Here is a 20,129-nt window from a genome sequence, read left to right on the forward strand (position 1 = left end):
CCTATTTCACGGCGCCGAAGGTGAGGCCGCGCACGAGCTGCTTCTGGCTGATCCAGCCCAGCACCAGGATGGGCGCGATGGCGAGCGTGGAGGCGGCCGAGAGCTTGGCCCAGAACAGCCCTTCGGGGCTGGAATACGATGCGATGAAGGCGGTGAGCGGCGCGGCATTGGCCGCCGTCAGGTTGAGCGTCCAGAACGCCTCGTTCCAGGCAAGGATGATGTTGAGCAGCAGCGTCGAGGCGATGCCCGGCACGGCCATCGGCACCAGCACGTAGACCAGCTCCTTGCCCAGCGTCGCGCCGTCCATGCGCGCCGCCTCGAGGATGTCGACCGGGATCTCCTTGAAGTAGGTGTAGAGCATCCAGATGACGATCGGCAGGTTCATCAGCATGAGGACGATCATCAGCCCCCAGGCGTTGTCGAGCAGGCCGAGGGTCTTGAAGATCAGGTAGATCGGCACCAGCACGCCCACCGCCGGCATCATCTTGGTGGACAGCATCCACATCATGATGTCGCGCGTGCGGCTGGTCGGGGCGAACGCCATCGACCAGGCCGCCGGGATCGAGAACAGCAGCGCCAGCAGGGTCGAGCCGACCGAGATGATCACCGAGTTGAAGAAGTGGCGGAAATAGTCCGACCGGCTCTGCACCTCGAAATAGCTCTCGATGCTCCACGGGGTCTGGAAGAAATGGCTGATGTTGATGGCATCGCCTTCCGACTTGAAGCTGGTCAGCACCGTCCACAGGATGGGAAAGAAGATCACCAGCGCCACCACCCAGGCGACGATGGTCACGGTGACCTTGCGTTGCGTACTCGCGGCGCGTGCCATCTAGAGCCTCCCGAGGGGGTTGCAGTCAGGGCTCCCTCCCCCCTTGCGGGGGAGGGCTGGGGAGGGGGGCAGCGCGCACCGGCGGTGGCCGTGGCCCCCACCCCCAGCCCCTCCCCGCAAGGGGGAGGGGGGCGCCGACTGCACGTGTCGGTTTCGGATGTCACGCATCGAGATTCTTCCCCACGATGCGGATCAGGAAGATCGCGACGATGTTGGCGAGGATCACGGCGATGACGCCGCCGGCCGAGGCGCCGCCCACATCGAAGTTCAGCAGCGCCTGCACATAGACCAGGAAGGGCAGGTTGGTGGAGGCGTAGCCGGGGCCGCCCTGCGTGGTGACGTAGATTTCGGCGAAGATGCCGAGCAGGAAGATCGTCTCGATCAGGATCACCACGGTGATGGCGCGGGCGAGGTGCGGCAGGATGATGTAGATGAAGCGGTTGACGAAGTTGGCGCCGTCCATCTCGGAGGCTTCCTTCTGGTCTTCGTCGAGCGATTGCAGCGCCGTCAGCAGGATCAGCGTCGCGAAGGGCAGCCACTCCCAGGCGGTGATCAGCGTTACCGAGAACAGCGGGAAGTCCTGCAGCCAGGGGATGGGACGCTGTCCGAACAATTGCGCCAGCCAGGCGAAGATGCCGTATTGCGGGTGCATCAGCATGTTCTTCCACACCAGCGCCGAGACGGTGGGCATGACGAAGAACGGCGCGATCACCAGCAGGCGCACGATGCCCTGGCCCCAGATCGGCTGGTCGAGCAGCAGCGCCAGCAGCACGCCGCCGATCACCGTGATCAGCAGCACCCCCACCACCAGGATCAGGGTGTTGCCGATGGCCTGCACGAAGGCCGGGTCGGTCAGGAAGAAATAGTAGTTGCGGAACCAGACGAAGCCGGCGCGGTCGGGATGCTGCAGGTTGTAGCGCTGGAACGAGTACCAGAGCGTCAGCACCAAAGGCACGATCATCCACACGAACAGGATGATCACCGAAGGGGCCATCATGAAGCGCGCCAAGGTGCGCGTCTGGCGGGTCGCCATGTTCTCGTCCTCCCCCCACGGCGCCACGAACCCTCGCAGTCGGCGCCAGCCGCTCCACTCTCATCCGCCCTTCGGGCACCTTCTCCCGTCAAGGGAGGAGGCTACGGAACCGCGAACTCTCAGTCGGCGTCCCTTCTCCCCCTCGGGGGAGAAGGTGGATCGGCCGAAGGCCGAGACGGATGAGGGGCGGCCCCTTACGCGATATTCAAGTCGTTCTCACCCCGTTGGGGCCGCCCGGCTAGAGGGACCGGGCGACCCCGACCTGCGGGGAGGTCGGCTCAGAGGTAACCAGCCTTCTGCATTTCGCGGGTGGTCACATCCTGCGCCTGCTTGAGGGCGTCGTCGACCGAGGACTGGCCCGCAAGCGCCGCAGAGAACAGCTGGCCGACCGTGGTGCCGATGCCCTCGAATTCGGGGATGGCCACGAACTGCACGCCAACATAGGGAACCGGCTTCACCGTGGGATGGGTCGGGTCGGCCGCGTTGATCGAGTCCAGCGTCATCTTGGCGAACGGCGCCGCCTTCTGGTACTCGGGGTTGTTGTAGAGCGAGGTTCGCGTGCCGGGCGGCACGTTGGCCCAGCCTTCCTTGGAGGCGACCAGCTCTTCATAGTGCTTGGAGGTCGCCCACGAGATGAACTTCTCGGCGGCGTCGACCTTCTGGCTGCCGGCGGGCACCGCCAGCGACCAGGCCCACAGCCAGTTGCCGCGCTTGCCCAGGCCCTTGTCGGGGGCGAGAGCGAAGCCGACCTTGTCGGCCACGGTCGAGTCCTTGCCGGTCACGAACGAGGCGGCGACGGTGGCGTCGATCCACATGCCGCACTTGCCCTGCTGGAACAGCGCCAGGTTCTCGTTGAAGCCGTTGTTGGAGGCGCCGTCGGGGCCGTCGGCCTTCATCATGTCGACGTAGAACTGCAGCGTGTCCTTCCATTCGGGCTGGTCGAACTGCGGTGTCCACTTCTCGTCGAACCAGCGGGCGCCGAAGGAGTTCGACATCGCCGTCAGGAACGCCATGTTCTCGCCCCAGCCGGCCTTGCCGCGCAGGCAGATGCCGTTGATGCCGTTGGCGCGGTCGGTCATCTTGTCGGCGGCCTGGCGGATGAAGTCCCAGGTGGGGGCGTCGGGCATGGTGAGCCCGGCCTTTTCCATCAGGTCCTTGCGGTACATCACCATCGAGCTCTCGCCGTAGAACGGCGCGGCGTAGAGCTTGCCGTCGACGGAAAGGCCGCCGCGGATCGCCGGCAGCAGATCGTCGACGTCATAGTCGGCGCCCAGCTTGTCGAGCGGCACCAGCCAGTTCTGCTTGGCCCAGATCGGAACCTCGTAGGTGCCGATGGTGATGATGTCGTACTGGCCGCCCTTGGTGGCGATGTCGGTCGTCACCTTCTGGCGCAGCACGTTCTCTTCCAGCGTCACCCATTGCAGCTGGATGTCCGGATTGTCCTTGGTGAAGTCGTCCGTCAGCTTCTGCATGCGGATCATGTCGCCATTGTTGACCGTGGCGATGGTGAGGGTTTCGGCCGAGGCCGACGAGGCGAGCGCAACAAGCAGCGCGCCGGCGAGTACCGGAACAAATTTCATGGATGTCCTCCCGTTGACGAGGCGAGCATATGCCCCGCTAGTGGGCAAATACTCACCAAATCTTAACGTGTGTCAAGCCGTCGCAGCGGGCGCCGCGCAGCGCGCCTGCCCCAGCGTGGTGGGCCAGGATCGGGACTATTCGCAGTTTCAGGGAGTTATCGCGCCGACAGCAGCCGCGTCGCGGTGCGCTCGTCGGTGATCAATCCGTTGACGAGCCGCCGATTCAGCGCCGCAATCGTTCCGGGCAATTTTCTCTCGCCCATGGCAAGTGCCACGACCAACGAGCGCTCGCGCGAGGGCATCGGCGCGCTCATCACCCGGTCGTTGGTGAGGCCCTCGATCATCTTGCCCTGCGCATCGAACGCCCAGCCGACGATCTCGCCGACGGCGCCGGCCTTCTGCAGCGCCTTGAGCTCGGGCTCGGTGATGAAGCCGTCGACATAGAGCGGGGCGTCGGGGCCGAGGTCGCCGATGCCCACGAAGGTGATGTCGGCGCGGGCGCTGAGCGACAGCGTCTCCTTCACCATCGGCTGGCGCAGCAGCATCTCGCGCTCCTCCGGCGAGGAGGCGATCACCGGCAGCGGCATGGGGAACATCCGCGCCTTCACCGCATCGGCCATGTTGAAGATCACGTTGTAGTACGAGGCCGAGCCGTCGGGCGCGATGTTGCCGGTCAGCGACACGATCTTGTGCTGCGGCGCCTCCATCGGCGAGAGCTGCTCGATGGCCGCCTTCAGCGTGCGGCCGGTGCCGATGGCCATGACGATGGGGGCAGGGGATTTGAGCCGCCGCTCGATCTCGGCGGCGGCGGCCTGCGCCACGCCGATGATGGTGGAATCGGATTCCGGATCGGAGGGCACCACCTCGACCAGGTCGAGCGCGAAGCGCTGCCGCAGCTTTTCGGCCAGCTCCATGCAGCGGCCGATCGGGTGGTCGAGGCGCACCTTGATCAGCCCCTCGCTCACCGACAGCGACACCAGCCGCTGCGCCGTCTGGCGCGACACGTTGAGCTTTTTGGCGATCTCTTCCTGGTTGTTGCCGGCGACGTAGTAGAGCCAGCCGGCCCGTGCGGCGTCGTCGAGGCGTCGCCCGCCCTGATCTTGCCGGCTGCTCATCGGATGCGGGTTCCCAGGCGGCGGACCTGCCGCCGAATGGGCCAGTCTTACGGCCAAAGATTTCCCCGGCGCAAGCGCTCAGCTGTCCTCGGCGGCGAGGCCCCAGGGAATGGGCTCGGCCGGACGGGCGTTGAGGCCGGTGCGGATGTCGCGCTCGGTGTCCTCGAGATGGGCGCGCATGGCGGCGCCGGCGGCCTTGGGATTGCCCTCGCGGATGGCGGCGAGGATGGCGTCGTGCGCCGCGATGGTGTCGTCCACGGTGTGGCCGCGCAGATCGTGGCCGCGGCGGCTCAGATGGAAGCTGCGGCGCAGCGGCGTCGCCATCGCCTCGAACAGGTACGAGATCAGCCGGTTGCCGCTCGACAGCGCCACCGCCTCGTGGAAGCCGACATCGTGCTGGTGGAAGCGTTCCTCATTGGCCTCGACATCGAGGCCGGCCTTGCCCGCCTCGGCGGCGTCGCGCATGCCCTGCATGGCGCTTTCGGCGGCGAGGATGCCGGCCCGCGTGGCGCGCCGCGCCGCCAGCGTCGCCGACTGCACCTCGAGCGACATGCGCAATTCGATCAGGTCGAACAGGCCCTTGGGATCGTTGCGGATCACTGTCGACAGGAAGTCGGAAAAGGCGACGCCGCTCGGCTCCCTGACGATGGCGCGGCGGCCGCGGCCGACATCGAGCAGGCCGCGGCCGGCGAGCATCTTCACCGCCTCGCGCACGGTCAGGCGGCTGACGTCGAAGCGCAGCGCCAGATCGCCTTCGCTGGGCAGGCTGGCGCCCGGCGCCATCTGCGTCAGCACCATCTGGGCCAGCGCCTCGGCGACCACCGAAGCGGCAGTTGGCGGCGGTGCGCCAGCGCTCTTTTCCGGACCGGACATATCCCCTCACATGTCAGATATCTTTTGAAGCATATCGACTTTTTTGCCGTGAGAAAAGAGCGGCACGGCGCCGGCGCGGGCAAAACCGGGCCGTCAAAAATTTAATGAAAGCGCTGACAGCCCAGCGTTTCCTTGAAAAATCATACTAAGGACCGGCTTTCCCGATAGAGACCGGCCAGTTCTCCAGCTTTACAGGAATATCTGATTACTCTAGCGTCCGGCCCGCGCGCCAAGATCGTGCGCACACAGGCCGCCAAGGGCCGGTGACGGGAGGGTGCAGGGCGGGTGCAGCGGGGAACGTTTGGTTCCCGGCGGCCAGTTTGCCGTGAGCGGCGCCGAGGCGCCGCACGTCCTTCCCCATCGCCTGCAGGTGGCGCATGCCGGTTCGCCGGCGCAACACACACCGTTCCGGGAGGACGATCGTGAACGCAATGAAACTTCTGATGTCGGCCGCCGTCATCAGCGCCGTGGCGCTGACGTCGGGGGCGACTTTCGCCCAGGACAAGGGCCTGGTCGGCGTGCTGATGCCGACCAAGACCTCGCAGCGCTGGATCAATGACGGCGACGCCGTCAAGTCGCAGCTCGAGGCCAAGGGCTACACCGTCGACCTGCAATATGCGCAGGACGACATCCCCAACCAGCTCAGCCAGCTCGAGAACGAGATCACCAAGGGCCCGAAGGCCCTGATCATCGCCTCGATCGACGGCACCACCATGTCGGACGCGCTGCAGAAGGCGGCCGATGCGGGCGTCGTCGTGGTCGCCTATGACCGCCTGATCAAGAAGACCCCGAACGTCGACTACTACACCACCTTCGACAATTTCGGCGTCGGCGTGATCCAGGCGAACTCGCTGCTGAAGGGGCTCAAGGAGCGCTTCCCCAACACCAAGCCGTGGAACGTCGAGCTGTTCGGCGGCTCGCCGGACGACAACAACGCCTTCTTCTTCTACAACGGCGCCATGTCGATCCTGCAGCCGCTGATCGACAACGGCACCATCAAGATCAAGTCCGGCCAGATGGGCATGGACAAGGTCGGCACGCTGCGCTGGCTCGCCGCCACCGCGCAGGCCCGCATGGACAACCTGCTGTCGGCCAACTACTCGGACGGCAGCCGCGTCGACGGCGTGCTGTCGCCGTATGACGGGCTGAGCCGCGGCATCATCGCTTCGCTGCGCGCCGTCGGCTACGGCACCGCCGACCAGCCCTGGCCGATCGTCACCGGCCAGGACGCCGAGACCGCGTCGGTCAAGGCGATCATCGACGGCGAGCAGTACTCGACCGTGTTCAAGGACACCCGCGACCTCGCCAAGGCCACCGTCGATCTCGTCGACAAGGTGCTCTCGGGCGGCAAGCCGGACGGCCTCGACACCACGACCTACAACAACGACGTCAAGGTGGTCCCGTCCATCCTGCTGACGCCGCACGAGGTCGACAAGTCCAACTACCAGGCGCTGGTGGTGGATTCCGGCTACATCAAGGCCGAAGACCTGAAGTAATCGGGTCGCACGAATTGAAGGGTCCCGCCCGGCGGGGCCCTTTTCGTTCCGATGCCCCGCCGATAACATCGTCCGCATGGCGTGCCTGACCGGGAGCAGGTTTTCCACTCATGACCACTGCCATTCTGGAGATGCGCGGCATCACCAAGACGTTCCCTGGCGTCAAGGCGCTGTCGAACGTCAACCTCACCGTCGAGGAAGGCGAGATCCACGCCGTGGTTGGCGAGAACGGCGCCGGCAAGTCGACGCTGATGAAGGTGCTGTCCGGCGTCTACCCATCCGGCGACTACGAGGGCCAGATCGTCTTTCGCGGGCAGGAATGCCATTTCAGGGGCATCCACGACAGCGAGCGGATGGGCATCGTCATCATCCACCAGGAGCTGGCGCTGGTGCCGATGCTGTCGATCACCGAGAACATCTTTCTGGGCAACGAGCATGCCCGGCACGGCATCATCGACTGGAACGCCAACGAGACGCGGACGCGCGAGCTGCTGAAGCAGGTGGGCCTCAGCGAGGATCCGCGCACGCTGATCACCAATATCGGCGTCGGCAAGCAGCAACTGGTCGAGATCGCCAAGGCGCTGAGCAAGGAAGTCAAGCTGCTGATCCTCGACGAGCCCACGGCGTCGCTCAGCGAGAAGGACAGCCAGGCGCTGCTCGACCTGCTGCTCGGGTTCAAGCGCCAGGGCCTCACCTCCATCCTCATCTCGCACAAGCTCAACGAGGTGCACCGGGTCGCCGACCACGTCACCATCATCCGCGACGGGCAGACCATCGAGACGCTGGGCAAGGGCGAGATCAGCGAGGACCGCATCATCACCTCGATGGTCGGCCGGCCGCTGGAAGACCGGTTCCCGCCGCGCGATCCGAAGATCGGCGAGGTGGTGTTCGAGGTGAAGGACTGGTCGGTGTACCACCCCATCCATGCCGAGCGGCAGGTGATCAAGGGCATCTCGATGAACGTGCGGCGCGGCGAGGTCGTCGGCATCGCCGGGCTGATGGGGGCCGGGCGCACCGAGTTCGCGATGAGTCTCTTCGGCCGCTCCTATGGCCGGCGCATCACCGGCGAAGTGCGGCTCAACGGCAAGCCGGTCGACATCTCGTCGGTGGGCAAGGCGGTCGACCGCGGCATCGCCTACGTCACCGAGGACCGCAAGACCTACGGTCTCAACCTCATCGACCACATCAAGCACAACATCACGCTGGCCAATCTGGGCGGCGTGTCGCGCGCCGGGGTGATCGACGATCTGCGCGAGATCGACGTCGCCAACGACTATCGCGGCCGCACCAACATCCGCTCGTCGAGCGTCTACCAGAAGACCGGCAATTTGTCGGGCGGCAACCAGCAGAAGGTGGTGCTGAGCAAATGGCTCTTCGCCAACCCGGAAGTGCTGATCCTCGACGAGCCGACGCGCGGCATCGACGTCGGCGCCAAATACGAAATCTACACCATCATCGCCCGGCTGGCCGCCGAGGGTAAGGCGATCGTCGTCATCTCGTCGGAAATGCCCGAGCTGCTCGGCGTCTCCGACCGCATCTACGTCATGAACGAGGGCCTGTTGGTCGGCGAAATGGCGGCGCGCGACGCCAGCCAGGAAAAGATCATGCGCGCCATCGTTCGGGGAGAAGGAATAGCCTCATGAGCACCGAAACCGCTCCGTCACCCCGCACCACCGTCGCCGAGGATGTCCCGGCGGCGTCGCGACGCCGCCTCGCGATGTCGTCGCTGGTCGACAATCTGCGCGACTACGGCCTGGTGCTGGCGCTGATCGTGATCATGCTGTTCTTCCAGTACACGACCGGCGGCACGCTGTTCAAACCGGTCAACCTCAGCAACCTCGTGCAGCAGAACAGCTTCATCATCGTGATGGCGCTGGGCATGCTGCTGGTCATCGTCGCCGGCCATATCGACCTCAGCGTCGGCTCGGTCGCCGGCTTCATCGGCGCGCTGGCGGCGATGATGATGGTGATCTGGCCGCTGGGCATCTTCTCCAACCCGCTGGTGGTGTCGATCATCTGCCTCGCGGTGGGCGGCCTCATCGGCGGGGCGCAGGGCTACTGGATCGCCTATCACCGAATACCCAGCTTTATCGTCACGCTCGCCGGCATGCTGATCTTCCGCGGCTGGTGCCAGGCGCTGCTCGGCGGCGGCTCGTCGGTCGGCCCGCTGCCCGACGACTTCAAGGCGCTGAGCTCGGGCTTCCTGCCCGATTATGTCGGCAGCCTCGAGCTCATCCCGCCCACCGTCAACGCCGCCGGCAAGACCATCATCGGCAGCGGCCTGACGCTGCACATGACCACCCTCATCATCGGCATCGTCGGCGTCGCCGCCTATGTGCTGCTCGGGCTGCGGGCGCGCCGCTCGCGCGTGCGGCACGGGCACGAGGCCGAGCCGCTGGCGCTGTTCGCCGGCAAGACCGTGGTGATCGGGCTGCTGGCGCTGTTCCTCGTCTACCAGTTCGCCACCTACAAGGGCGTGCCGATCGTGCTGCTGGTGATGGCGGTGCTGATCGGGGTGTTCGTGTTCCTCACCAAGCAGACCACCATCGGCCGGCGCGTCTACGCCATGGGCGGCAACGTCAAGGCGGCGCAGCTGTCGGGCATCAAGACCGACCGGCTGACGCTGCTGGTGTTCGTCAACATGGGCGTGCTGTCGGCGCTGGGCGGCCTGATCATCGCCGCGCGCCTCGGCCAGGCGGTGCCGGCCGCCGGCCTCGGCAGCGAGCTCGACGTGATCGCCGCCGTGTTCATCGGCGGCGCCTCGGCCATGGGCGGCGTCGGCCAGGTCGCCGGCTCCGTGGTCGGCGGCTTCATCATGGGGGTGATGAACAACGGCATGTCGATCATGGGCGTCAACGTCGACTGGCAGCAGGTGGTCAAGGGCCTGGTCCTGCTCGGCGCTGTGGTGTTCGACGTCTACAACAAGAACAAGGGCTGATCCGGCAGGCCGGACTCCTCCCCGCTCGCGGGGGAGGGGATCCCGGCTGCTATATCTTCTTGCTCATATAGACCGTCGTTCCACCCAGATGGAACGGCTCGGTCCGGTCGATCTGGTACCCGACCGTCTTGTACAGCTGCACATTCGCCGCGAACGCCTCGTTGGTCAGCAGCCGCAACTGGCCGGTACCGGCGATCTCGGCGCGCTTTTCGGCCCAGGCCAGCAGCTTGCGTCCCAGCCCCTGGCCCTGCCGGTCGACGCGCACGGCGACGTTCTCGATCCACAGATGGTCCGGCCGGTGCTCGGTCTCGATCAGCCCGACGATCTCGTCGCCCTCGCACAGGAGGTCGAAATCGTGCTCGGCCAGCGCCGCCGCATAGTCCACGCGCATCGGCATCGGCTCGCGGTCGATCACCGGCACCCAGCGGGCATAGGCGGCGCGCACCAGGTCGCGGATGGCGTCCACATCGTCGCGCGTCGCCGGCCGGAACCGCAATGTGTCGGCCATGGCGCGCTCAGGCGTCCTTGACGATGGCGGTGTCGCTGCGGCCGCCCCATTCCGCCCACGAGCCGTCATAGACGGCGACGTCCCTGGCGCCGGCGAGCTGCAGCGCCAGCATCAGCGTCGAGGCGGTGACGCCCGAGCCGCAGGAGGTGACGATCGGCCGGCTCAGATCGATGCCGGCCCGCGCGAACAGCGGCGCCAGCTCCGTGACGGGCTTCAGCCGGCCGTTCGCCACCAGCTCGCCGGCGGGCATGTTCTTCGCTCCGGGCATGTGTCCCGAACTGAGGCCCGGCCGCGGCTCCGCCTCGCGTCCGGCGAAGCGGCTGGCGGGGCGGGCGTCGGCGATCTGCTGGCCGGCGGCCACCGCCGCCTGCATCTGGGGCAGCGAGCGGACCAGCTCGGGCCGGAAATGCGGGGTGAAGACTGCCGGCGCGCGCCGGGTCTCGCCCTGCGCCAGCGGCCGGCCTTCGGCGCGCCATTTCGGGCCGCCGCCCTCGAGGATGCGAACGTCCGGCGCGCCCATGGCGAGAAACTCCCACCAGACGCGCGGCGCCGAGAACAGCCCGGCCTCGTCGTAAACGACGATGGTCATGCCGTCGCCGATGCCGAGGGCGCCGACGGCGCGGGCGAACTCGGCCGGCGGCAGCAGCATGTGCGGCAGATCGGTGCCGTGGTCGGCGATGCCGTCAATATCGAAATACACGGCGCCGGGAATGTGCCCCGCCAGGTACTCCTCGCGCGGCTTGCGGTTGGCGGCCGGCAGAAACCAGCTCGCATCGACGATGACGATGTCGGCGTCGCCCAGATGCGTGGCGAGCCAGTCGGTGGTGACGAAGAGATTGTCCATGCTCAGTCGCCGAGAACGAGGATGTCGCTGCCGGCCAGCGTCACCTGCACCGGCGCGGCGCGGCCCGGCGGCGGCGTGCGCTGGTCGTTGAAGGTGTCGACGTGCACGGCGTTGCCCTGGCCGAGGTCGACCTTGAGGCGGATCACCGAGCCGAGGAAGCTCACATCGGCCACGGTGCCGTCGAGCACGATGTCGCGCGCCGCGCCGTTCGCGAGCTGCACCGCCTCGGGCCGCATGGTCAGCGACACGGTATCGCCGGCCCGGGCGCCGGCGGGCAGCGAGGGCACCACCACCGGCTGGCCGTCGATCGACACGGCGCGCCGCGCCGGATCGTCCACCCGGGCGCTCAGCGTGTTGAGCTGGCCGACGAAGGTGGCAACGAAGCGCGTCGCCGGCTTGTTGTAGATCTCGAACGGCGTGCCGACCTGCTCGATATTGCCGGCGCTCATCACCACGATGCGGTCGGAGATCGACAGCGCCTCCTCCTGGTCGTGCGTCACGAAGATGGTGGTGATGCCGAGGTCGCGCTGGATGGCGCGGATCTCCTGGCGCAGCGACACGCGAATCTTGGCGTCGAGCGCCGACAGCGGCTCGTCGAGCAGCAGCATGCGCGGCTTGGGCGCCAGCGCCCGGGCCAGCGCCACGCGCTGCTGCTGGCCGCCCGACATCTCGAACGGGAAGCGCTTGCCGTAGCCGGAAAGCCCGATCAGCTTCAGCATCTCGTCGACGCGGGCGCGGCGCTCGGCCTTGGGCATGCCGGCGATCCTGAGGCCGAAGCCGACATTGTCCTCGACATTCATGTTGGGGAACAGCGCATAGGCCTGGAACACCATTCCGATCTGGCGCTGGTTGGGCGGCAGCGGCGAGATGTCCTTGCCCTCGACCAGGATGGTGCCAGAAGTCGGTCGCTCGAAGCCGGCGATCATCCTGAGGATCGTGGTCTTGCCGCAGCCCGAGGGGCCGAGCAGCGTCACGAACTCGCCCTTGCTGAACGCCAGATTGGCGCCCTTGACCACGGTGTTGCCGCCGAAACTCTTGACCAGATTGTCGATGCGCAGGAAATCGTCGGCCATGGTCAGTCCGTGAGCGGGGCGGTGCGGGGGGCGAAGCGGGCGAGCAACTGGATCATGCCCATCGCCGCCCAGGTGATGACGAAGGAGATCACGGCCAGCGCCGCCGGCTCGAAGGCGCGGTTGGCGCCGATGTTCTGCATGTAGACGCCGAAAGCCGGGCGGTTGAGCAGGCTCGCGATGGTGAACTCGCCGATGACGATGGCGAGCGTCAGGAAGGCGCCCGACAGCGCCGCGACGATGATGTTGGGAAAGATCACGCGGATCAGGATGGTCGGCGTGTTGGCGCCAAGGATGTTGGCCGCCTCGGTCAGCGTCTGCACGTCGATCGTGCGCAGCCCGGTGTCCACGGCGCGGTACATATAGGGCAGGGCCAGCGCCACATAGGCCAGCGTCAACAGCACATTGGTGCCCAGCGTGCTGTTGGTCAGCGGCAGGATGGAGCTCGAATTGTACATGCGGATATAGCCGAACACCAAGATGATCGGCGGGATGATCAGCGGCAGGAGCGTCACGAATTCGATGATCGGGCGCAGCTGCGGCGCGCGCAGGCGCACGAAATAGGCGGCCGGCACCACCAGCAGCAGGCCGACGATGATGGTCGCCACCGCGACCACCAGCGAGAACACGAAGGTTTCCTGGAATTGCGGCGAGTTCAGCACGTTGGTGTAGGCGTCGAGGCTCAGCGTGCCGCGGCGGATCGACAGCGAGAACTGCACCGTGGCGATCAGCGGCAGCAGGAAATACGCCGCGCCGAGCAGGAACACGATCCAGGCCCAGGGCTTGCCGCGCTTCATTTGAGCCACCTCTCGGCGCGGGTGCGGATCACCAGGTAGACGATGTTGGCCACCGCGGTGATGACGATCATGCCGAGCGCCAGCGCCGCGCCGAGCCCGGGGTTGTTGAGCACGTCGCCGCGGATCTGCGCATAGAGCAGGATCGGCACGATGTTGAGCGACGAGCCGGTCAGCGCGTAGGCGGTGGCGATGGCGCCGAAGGCGTTGGCGAACAGCAGCGACAGCGTGCCCAGCAGATTGGGCCACAGGATCGGCAGGCCGATGAAGCGCCAGAACTGGAACGGCGTTGCGCCGAGCGTCGCGGCCGCTTCGGTCCATTCCTTGCGCAGCCCGTCGATGGCCGGCGCGATGATCAGGATCATCAGCGGGATCTGGAAGTAGCAATAGGTGATGGTCAGGCCCCAGAAGCTCAGGAGGTTGAAGCCGGCGCGATAGATGTCGACGCCGAAATAGAGCTTGAGCAGCACCGTGACGAGGCCGAGCCGGCCCAGCGTCGAGATGAAGGCGAAGGCCAGCGGAATGCCGGCGAAATTGGAGGCGACGCCCGAGAACGTCATCACCGTCGAGCGGATGCCGGCGGGCAGGCGGCCGCGGATGATGGCGAGCGCGATCAGAAGCCCGGCGACGCAGCCGAACGCCGCCGAGGCGGCCGAGACGCGGATCGAGATCCAGAACGAGCTCAGGATCTGCGGCGTGCCGAGGTCGGCGAGGTTCTGCAGCGTCAGGCTGCCCTTGGCGTCGAGAAAGGCGCCGACCACCAGATAGAGCGTCGGCACGACGAGGAACAGCACGGCGAACAGCAGGAACGGCGCCACCCCCAGCAGGTCGCCGAGGCGGACGCCGCGGAAGCTCGCGAGCAGCCCCCGTGACGAAGCGGCCCCGGCCGAAGCCGGGGCAGCATTGGGTGCAGCGATTGTGTCCAGGCTACTGGACATTGGCTCCGACGGTCGCGTCCCAGCCCTTGGTGATCGCGTCCTTGGCGGCAGCCTGCTCGTCGAGCGTCGGGAACACCGCCTTGGCGTAGAGGGCGGGGTCGGGCAGCTTGTCGAGCAGCTCCTTGGGGATCACGTTGCGGGCCGCGAGGTCGTTGAAGCGGATCGGGTGGCAATAGCCGGCGAGCCACAGCAGCTGGCCCTCGTCGGAGTACAGATACTCCTCCCAGAGCTTGGCGGCGTTCGGGTGCGGCGCGTAGGCCGAGATGGCCTGGATATAGACGCCCGCCACCACCGCGTCGGACGGCACCACCACCTGCGCCTTGGGGTTGCCGGCAAAGCCGTCGCGCCAGGCGAGGGCGTTGTAGTCCCAGGCGGCGACGATGGGCGAGGTGCCCTGCGCCACGGTCGCGGCCTTGCCGATCACCGGCACGAAATTGCCGGCCTTGTTGAGGTCGGCGAAGTAGGCGAGGCCCTTGCTGCCGGCATCGGCGCCGGCGGTGCCGCCGCTGGCGAGGCCGGCGGCATAGACCGCCTGGATCGCCTGGTTGGACGAGCGCGGGTCACCCGACAGCGCGAACTGGTTGGCGTAGTCGGACTTCTTGAGGTCGGCCCAGCTGGTGGGCGGGGTGGCGACGAGGTCGTCGTTCACGAGGAACGCCAGCACGCCGTAATAGTCGCCGTACCAGTAACCGTCGGCGTCCTTGGCCGAATCGGGGATCGAGTCCCAGGTCGAGACCTTGTAGGGCTGGATCAGCTTGGCGTCCTTGGACGAGGGGCCGAAGCTCAGGCCCACGTCGATGACGTCGGGCGCCTGCGGGCCGGTGTTGCCCTGGTTGGCCTTGATCGCCTCGATCTCGTCGCCCGAGCCGGCGTCGGGGTTGAGCTCGTTGATGGTGATGCCCGGATACTTCGCCTTGAAGCCGTCGAGCACCTTGTCGTAGCCGCACCAATTGTGCGGCAGCGCGATGGTGGTGAGGTTGCCCTCGGCCTTGGCGGCCGCGTAGAGGGCGTCGAGGTCGTTCGCCGCATAGCTCGGCGCGGCGACGCCCACGAGGGCGATCGCCGACACCGAAGCGGCGAGGATGGATTTCATGTTCATGCACGTCTCCCTGAAATAGGCTTTTCTTGTGCTCGAGGAGGAGGGTGGAAAGCCGCGGCCTGCCTAGTCGCGGCCAATGACAGCCGCGTGACAGCCACTCGGCGTCCATCTTTCCGGCGCTGCCGGTCCCTTGCCGGCGTCACATTGCGATCGGCTGCCCGTGCCTCCTGTCCGATTGTGACAATCGCGACACTGCCTCTTTTGCGCTGCGGTGTCGATGGGGAGCCAGCGATGCTGGCGTGCACGAGACGCGCAGCTTTCCACACTGTCATTCCCGCCTCCTTCCGCATCGTCATTCCCGCATGTCCCACATCGTCATTCCCGCGAAAGCGGGAATCCAGGCGGAGTGTTCGGACGTCCGTGAGCCCGGTCTGGATTCCCGCCTGCGCGGGAATGACGATGTGGAAGGAACCGCGCCATCGATCCGCCCCACCACGTGTCATCCCCGCGAAACCGGTGCCCCGACACCTCTATCCCCCACCGCAGCGCCAATTTCCCCTTCCCCCACAATCCCCTGCAACAAATCCGCCGTCCGCCAATCCACCACCCTTCAGCCCGGGTGTACTCTCACCCCATCCCCTCGCGATTGCGAGGTCGCGACGAACGGTCGGCGGGGGGAGACCGGTGTGGGTGGGGTGTCGACCCCATCCGGGCCGGTTCTGCCGGGAACCATGGGTGAGCCAATCCTGCACCCAGGGTCCCGGGATCGCTCCGAGGGTGTTGCCATCCGAGGGGCTTGGAGCTGTGGGGTCAACTCGGCAAGACCCCGCATCTCGACGCGGTCCCTGCGCGCCGCAGTCAAGAGGCTGGTCGAAGGCAGGACCTGGTCGTAAACCCCAGTCGCGTGGCGAGGCTCCGGTCTCACTACACGCCGTCTACCGGCTCCGGGATCGGAGCCTCGCCATGCCGCATACCACATGCGGCGCCGACTGCCCTCGCAACCGGGCCACCGGAGGCGCGCGCTCGCCCGCAGTTTAGACCCGTTCCAAGCTTGGGCGATATTTCTTGATGCGACCGTTCAGCTTTGTTACCGCGCCCGCATTGTTTCGGGCGAACATTCACGAGCATGGAGAGGTGACGATGCGAGCGCTTGGATTTGGGGTTGTCCTGGGGGCGTGCGCCCTCGCACTGCCGGCGCTGGCGGCCGACATATCGGCCGAGGCGGTGATGAAGAACTACGCCGCCATCGCGCTTGCCGGCTATTCCGATGCGCTGACCAAGGCCGAGGACCTCGACACCGCGGTCAAGGCGTTCCTCGCCAACCCGACCGACGACACGCTGAAGGCGGCGCGGCAGGCCTATATCGACTCGCGCCCGCCCTACCAGCAGACCGAAGCCTTCCGCTTCGGCAATCCGGTGGTCGACGACTGGGAGGGCCGGGTCAACGCCTGGCCGCTCGACGAAGGCCTGATGGACTATGTCGACACTGCCTCCTATGGCGCCGAGAGCGATGAAAACCCGCTCTATACGGCCAATGTCATCGCCAACAAGACGGTGCTGATCAACGGCAAGGAAGTGGACGCCAGCAACCTCACGCCGGAGTTCCTGTCGGGCACGCTGCAGGAGGCGGGCGGCATCGAAGCCAACGTCGCCACCGGCTACCACGCCATCGAATTCCTGCTCTGGGGCCAGGATCTGCACGGCACCGGCCCGGGCGCCGGCGAGCGTCCGGCCACCGACTACGACCTCAAGGCCTGCACGCACGGCAATTGCGATCGCCGGGCGCAGTACCTGCAATCGGCGGTGGACCTCCTGGTCTCCGACCTCAAGGAGATGGTGGGCGACTGGCAGGAGGGCGGGGCGGCACTCAAATCCTCGCAGGAGACCGGCCTCAAGGCCATCCTCACCGGCATGGGCTCGCTCTCTTATGGCGAGCTGGCCGGCGAGCGCATGAAGCTCGGCCTGCTGCTGCACGATCCGGAAGAGGAGCACGAGTGCTTCTCCGACACCACCTATCTGTCGCTGATGAACGACGCCAAGGGCATCCAGAACGTCTATCTGGGCAAGTACACGCGCGTCGACGGCAGCGTGGTCGAGGGGCCGTCGATGTCCGAGGTGGTGGCCAACGCCGACCCGGCGCTCGACACCGAAATCCGCGGCCTGCTCGACGCCACCATGGCCAAGTTCGACATCATGAAGACGCGCGGCGACACCATCGAGAAGTACGACCAGATGATCGGCGAGGGCAACACCGAGGGCAACAAGGTGGTGCAGGACGCGATCGACGCCCTGATCGCCCAGACCCGCGGCATCGAGCGTGCTGTGGCGCTGCTCAAGCTCGACGTCACCGTCGAAGGCAGCGACAGCCTCGACAACCCGAACGCCGTGTTCAAGTAAGGCGCCGTACGGGCCGACACTCCGGGCTGCGCGCTTCCGCCGCGCGGCCCCTCGTCTTTCCCGGCCGGGGATATGCTACACCGCTCGCCATGCACCGTCTGCTCACCCTCGCCCTGATCGTCGCGCTGTTCGCCGGCATCGTCGCTGCCGACGACAAGCCGGTGCGCAGCGACCTGACGCCCAAGGACCTGGCGCGGGTGCTGAAGGTCACGGCGCCGACCACCGATTTCACCAAGCCCGAACAGTTCGAGCCGCTGCCGGCGGGCGCGGCGACCACCAAGAAGCTCATCAACCGCGATATCTTCTCGCAATTCTCGGCCAATCTGAGCTTCGACGACCAGGAGAAGTTCAGCCTCGGCAACGGCTTCTTCCGCAAGGAATGGGTGGCCGCGCCGGCCTCGACGCAGGCGTCGGACGGGCTTGGGCCGCTGTTCAATTCGCGCGGCTGCCAGAACTGCCACCTCAAGGACGGGCGCGGGCATCCGCCGATGGGGGCGGCCGACGACGGCGTGTCGATGTTCCTCCGCCTCTCGGTGCCGCCCAGCACCGAGGCCGAAAAGCAGGCGCTGGCGAGCGGGCAGCAGAACGTCGTCCCGGAGCCGACCTACGGCACGCAGCTCCAGAATTTCGCGGTCACCGGCCTCAAGGCCGAAGGGCAGATGCGGGTGAGCTACACCGACCTGCCGGTGACGCTGGGCGACGGCACGGTGGTGACGCTGCGCGAGCCGCATTACGACGTGGCCGACCTCGCCTACGGGCCGCTGGCCAAGGACGTGCAGATCAGCCCGCGGGTGGCGCCGCCGATGATCGGGCTCGGCCTGGTCGAGGCGATCCCGCAGGAGGACATCCTCGCCCACGCCGATCCCGACGACGCCAACCATGACGGCATCTCCGGCAAGCCCAACTGGGTCAAGGATCTGCAGAGCGGCCAGATCATGCTCGGCCGCTTCGGCTGGAAGGCGGGCGCCCCGACCATCCGCACGCAATCGGCGGAAGCGTTCGCCGGCGACATCGGCATGTCGACGCCGCTCAACAACAAGCCGTATGGCGATTGCACCGCGGCCGAGGCCGCCTGCCTCGCGATGCCCAATGGCGAGTCGCCGCAGCTCGGGGTGTCGGAGGCGCCCGACCCGATCCTCGATCTGGTGACCTTCTACTCGCAGAATCTGGCGGTGCCGGCCCGCCGCGACGTCGCCGATCCGGCGGTGCTGCGCGGCAAGGAGGCATTCTACACCATCGGCTGCATCGGCTGCCACGTGCCCAAATACGTGACCTCGCGCCGGGCCAGCGTCGACGAGCTCAAATTCCAGCTCATCTGGCCGTATTCCGATTTCCTGCTGCACGACATGGGCGACGGCCTCGCCGACTTCCGCGACGAGGCGCAGGCCAATGGCTACGAGTGGCGCACGCCGCCGCTGTGGGGGATCGGGCTGACGCAGACGGTGTCGGGCCACACCTACTTCCTGCACGACGGGCGGGCGCGTAACCTCACCGAAGCCATCCTCTGGCATGGCGGCGAAGCGCAGAAGGCGCGCGACGCCTTCGCTAACCTGCCGAAATCGTCGCGCGACGATCTTCTGGCCTTCCTGGGATCCCTCTGATGCGCCTGATCGCCGCCGCCGCGTTCGCCGTGCTCGCCTCGCCGGCGCTGGCCGCCAACGCCATCCCGTTCCACGACATGATCGCCGGGATGATCGACGATTATGCCCGCCCCAAATTCGCGGCCTTCGCCACTTCGACCGCAACGCTGCGCGACACCGTCGCCGGCCTTTGCAGGGCGCCGTCGGCCGAGGCGCTGAACAAGGCGCAGGACGCTTTCCGCACCACCGTGGTCGCCTATTCCGAGGCCGAATTCCTGCGCATGGGGCCGCTGCAGATCGGCGACCGCGAGGAGCGGCTGCTGTTCTGGCCCGACAGCAAGGGCATCGCGCTCAGGCAGGTGCAGGCGGCGCTGGGCAGCAAGGACCCGACGGCCGCGGCGCCCGACACGCTGCAAGGCAAGAGCGTTGCCATGCAGGGACTGGCGGCGGTCGAGTTCCTGCTGTTCGGCACCGGCGCGAACGATCTCGCCTCGGCGGCGGGCGCCTATCGCTGCAGCTACGCCTCGGCGGCCAGCACGCTGATCGCCGGCATCGCCGACACCATCAATGCCGAATGGATTGCCACCGGCGCCGGCAGCGCCGCCGACTCCATGCTCAACCCGCAGCCGGCGAGCAGCGACTACCGCACCGAGCTCGAGGTCATCAACAAGATGGCAGCGACACTGACCTTCGGCAACGACGCCATCCGCGACCAGCGGATCGCGCCGATCCTCAGCCTCAGCACCGGCGTGCCCAAGCCGCGCTCTGCGCTGTTCTGGCGCTCGGGGATGACGGCGAAAGCGCTCGAGGCCAATTTCACCGGCCTGCTCGATTATTTCCGCGCGGCCAGGTTCGAGCCGGCGCTGGATGCCGCCAACCGGTGGGTCGGGCGCAGCATAGTCTTCGAATTCGAGGGCGCCATCGAGGCGGCAAAGGAAGTGCCGCAATCGGTGGAAGGGGCGATCAAGGATCCCGAGGGAATGCTGGGCCTCAGGCAGATGTACGTCTCCACCGGCTCGCTCGACACGCTGGACGAAAACCTGGCCGTCGCGCTGGGGCTGTCGGCCGGCTTCTCGGCACTGGACGGCGACTGAG

General features: G+C 66.9%; 17 protein-coding genes. 6 read left to right on the plus strand and 11 right to left on the minus strand.

All coding sequences use genetic code 11. From position 1 onward, the window contains the following. Position 1: 1 nt before the first annotated feature. From BGO82_RS05065 to BGO82_RS05085, 5 genes are all read right to left on the minus strand, one after another. The gene (locus tag BGO82_RS05065; protein WP_291304476.1) at positions 2-829 is read right to left on the minus strand and encodes a carbohydrate ABC transporter permease; all 828 of its coding nucleotides are present in this window, start codon (positions 827-829) and stop codon (positions 2-4) included. A 160-nt stretch (positions 830-989) separates the two neighbouring features. After that, a complete protein-coding gene (locus BGO82_RS05070) occupies positions 990-1,862 on the minus strand; it encodes a sugar ABC transporter permease (protein WP_291304477.1) in 873 nt (290 codons plus the stop codon). 278 nt (positions 1,863-2,140) lie between these two features. Continuing rightward, on the minus strand, positions 2,141-3,442 hold the full coding sequence (locus tag BGO82_RS05075) for a sugar ABC transporter substrate-binding protein (protein ID WP_291304478.1): 1,302 nt from the start codon (positions 3,440-3,442) through the stop codon (positions 2,141-2,143). 155 nt (positions 3,443-3,597) lie between these two features. Next, positions 3,598-4,557 (minus strand): sugar-binding transcriptional regulator, encoded by a 960-nt coding sequence (locus BGO82_RS05080; RefSeq protein ID WP_291304479.1) that lies wholly within the window; start codon positions 4,555-4,557, stop codon positions 3,598-3,600. Positions 4,558-4,635: 78 nt separating this feature from the next. Further along, positions 4,636-5,430, minus strand: a complete 795-nt coding sequence (locus tag BGO82_RS05085; RefSeq protein WP_291304480.1) for a FadR/GntR family transcriptional regulator — start codon at positions 5,428-5,430, stop codon at positions 4,636-4,638. Between the two features lie 443 nt (positions 5,431-5,873). Here BGO82_RS05085 and chvE point away from each other — a divergent pair, with 443 nt between their 5' ends. The 3 genes from chvE to mmsB all read left to right on the plus strand — a co-directional run bounded on the left by chvE (position 5,874) and on the right by mmsB (position 9,864). Further along, complete coding sequence (gene chvE, locus BGO82_RS05090) at positions 5,874-6,926, plus strand: multiple monosaccharide ABC transporter substrate-binding protein (protein ID WP_366246938.1); 1,053 nt, start codon at positions 5,874-5,876, stop codon at positions 6,924-6,926. A gap of 110 nt (positions 6,927-7,036) precedes the next feature. Beyond that, positions 7,037-8,569, plus strand: coding sequence for a multiple monosaccharide ABC transporter ATP-binding protein (gene mmsA / locus BGO82_RS05095; RefSeq protein WP_291304482.1), 1,533 nt, complete (start codon positions 7,037-7,039; stop codon positions 8,567-8,569). Continuing rightward, the gene (gene mmsB, locus BGO82_RS05100) at positions 8,566-9,864 is read left to right on the plus strand and encodes a multiple monosaccharide ABC transporter permease (RefSeq protein WP_291304483.1); all 1,299 of its coding nucleotides are present in this window, start codon (positions 8,566-8,568) and stop codon (positions 9,862-9,864) included. Before mmsA ends, mmsB begins: the two co-directional genes overlap by 4 nt. A gap of 49 nt (positions 9,865-9,913) precedes the next feature. Here mmsB and BGO82_RS05105 read toward each other — a convergent pair whose 3' ends face one another. The 6 genes from BGO82_RS05105 to BGO82_RS05130 are packed head-to-tail and all read right to left on the minus strand — an operon-like array spanning position 9,914 to position 15,111. Further along, a complete protein-coding gene (locus tag BGO82_RS05105) occupies positions 9,914-10,372 on the minus strand; it encodes a GNAT family N-acetyltransferase (protein ID WP_291304484.1) in 459 nt (152 codons plus the stop codon). A 7-nt stretch (positions 10,373-10,379) separates the two neighbouring features. Beyond that, entirely contained in the window at positions 10,380-11,216 is an 837-nt protein-coding gene (gene sseA / locus BGO82_RS05110) for a 3-mercaptopyruvate sulfurtransferase (protein ID WP_291304485.1), read from the minus strand. Positions 11,217-11,218: 2 nt separating this feature from the next. Continuing rightward, complete coding sequence (locus BGO82_RS05115) at positions 11,219-12,289, minus strand: ABC transporter ATP-binding protein (RefSeq protein WP_291304486.1); 1,071 nt, start codon at positions 12,287-12,289, stop codon at positions 11,219-11,221. A 2-nt stretch (positions 12,290-12,291) separates the two neighbouring features. Beyond that, positions 12,292-13,083, minus strand: coding sequence for an ABC transporter permease subunit (locus BGO82_RS05120; protein WP_291304487.1), 792 nt, complete (start codon positions 13,081-13,083; stop codon positions 12,292-12,294). Beyond that, the gene (locus BGO82_RS05125; RefSeq protein WP_291304488.1) at positions 13,080-14,018 is read right to left on the minus strand and encodes an ABC transporter permease subunit; all 939 of its coding nucleotides are present in this window, start codon (positions 14,016-14,018) and stop codon (positions 13,080-13,082) included. The genes BGO82_RS05120 and BGO82_RS05125 overlap by 4 nt, the downstream gene beginning before the upstream one ends. Beyond that, complete coding sequence (locus BGO82_RS05130; RefSeq protein ID WP_291305673.1) at positions 14,008-15,111, minus strand: ABC transporter substrate-binding protein; 1,104 nt, start codon at positions 15,109-15,111, stop codon at positions 14,008-14,010. The genes BGO82_RS05125 and BGO82_RS05130 overlap by 11 nt, the downstream gene beginning before the upstream one ends. Before the next feature lie 1,086 nt (positions 15,112-16,197). Here BGO82_RS05130 and BGO82_RS05135 point away from each other — a divergent pair. From BGO82_RS05135 to BGO82_RS05145, 3 genes are all read left to right on the plus strand, one after another. Next, the gene (locus BGO82_RS05135) at positions 16,198-17,454 is read left to right on the plus strand and encodes an imelysin family protein (protein WP_291304489.1); all 1,257 of its coding nucleotides are present in this window, start codon (positions 16,198-16,200) and stop codon (positions 17,452-17,454) included. 89 nt (positions 17,455-17,543) lie between these two features. Then, positions 17,544-19,055, plus strand: coding sequence for a di-heme oxidoredictase family protein (locus BGO82_RS05140; RefSeq protein WP_291304490.1), 1,512 nt, complete (start codon positions 17,544-17,546; stop codon positions 19,053-19,055). Further along, positions 19,055-20,128 carry an imelysin family protein gene (locus BGO82_RS05145; protein ID WP_291304491.1) on the plus strand — a complete coding sequence of 358 codons (1,074 nt, stop codon included), beginning with the start codon at positions 19,055-19,057 and terminating at the stop codon, positions 20,126-20,128. The genes BGO82_RS05140 and BGO82_RS05145 overlap by 1 nt, the downstream gene beginning before the upstream one ends. Position 20,129: the final 1 nt, after the last annotated feature.

It is taken from the genome of Devosia sp. 67-54, assembly GCF_001899075.1.
In the GTDB taxonomy this organism is placed as follows: Bacteria; Pseudomonadota; Alphaproteobacteria; order Rhizobiales; family Devosiaceae; genus Devosia_A.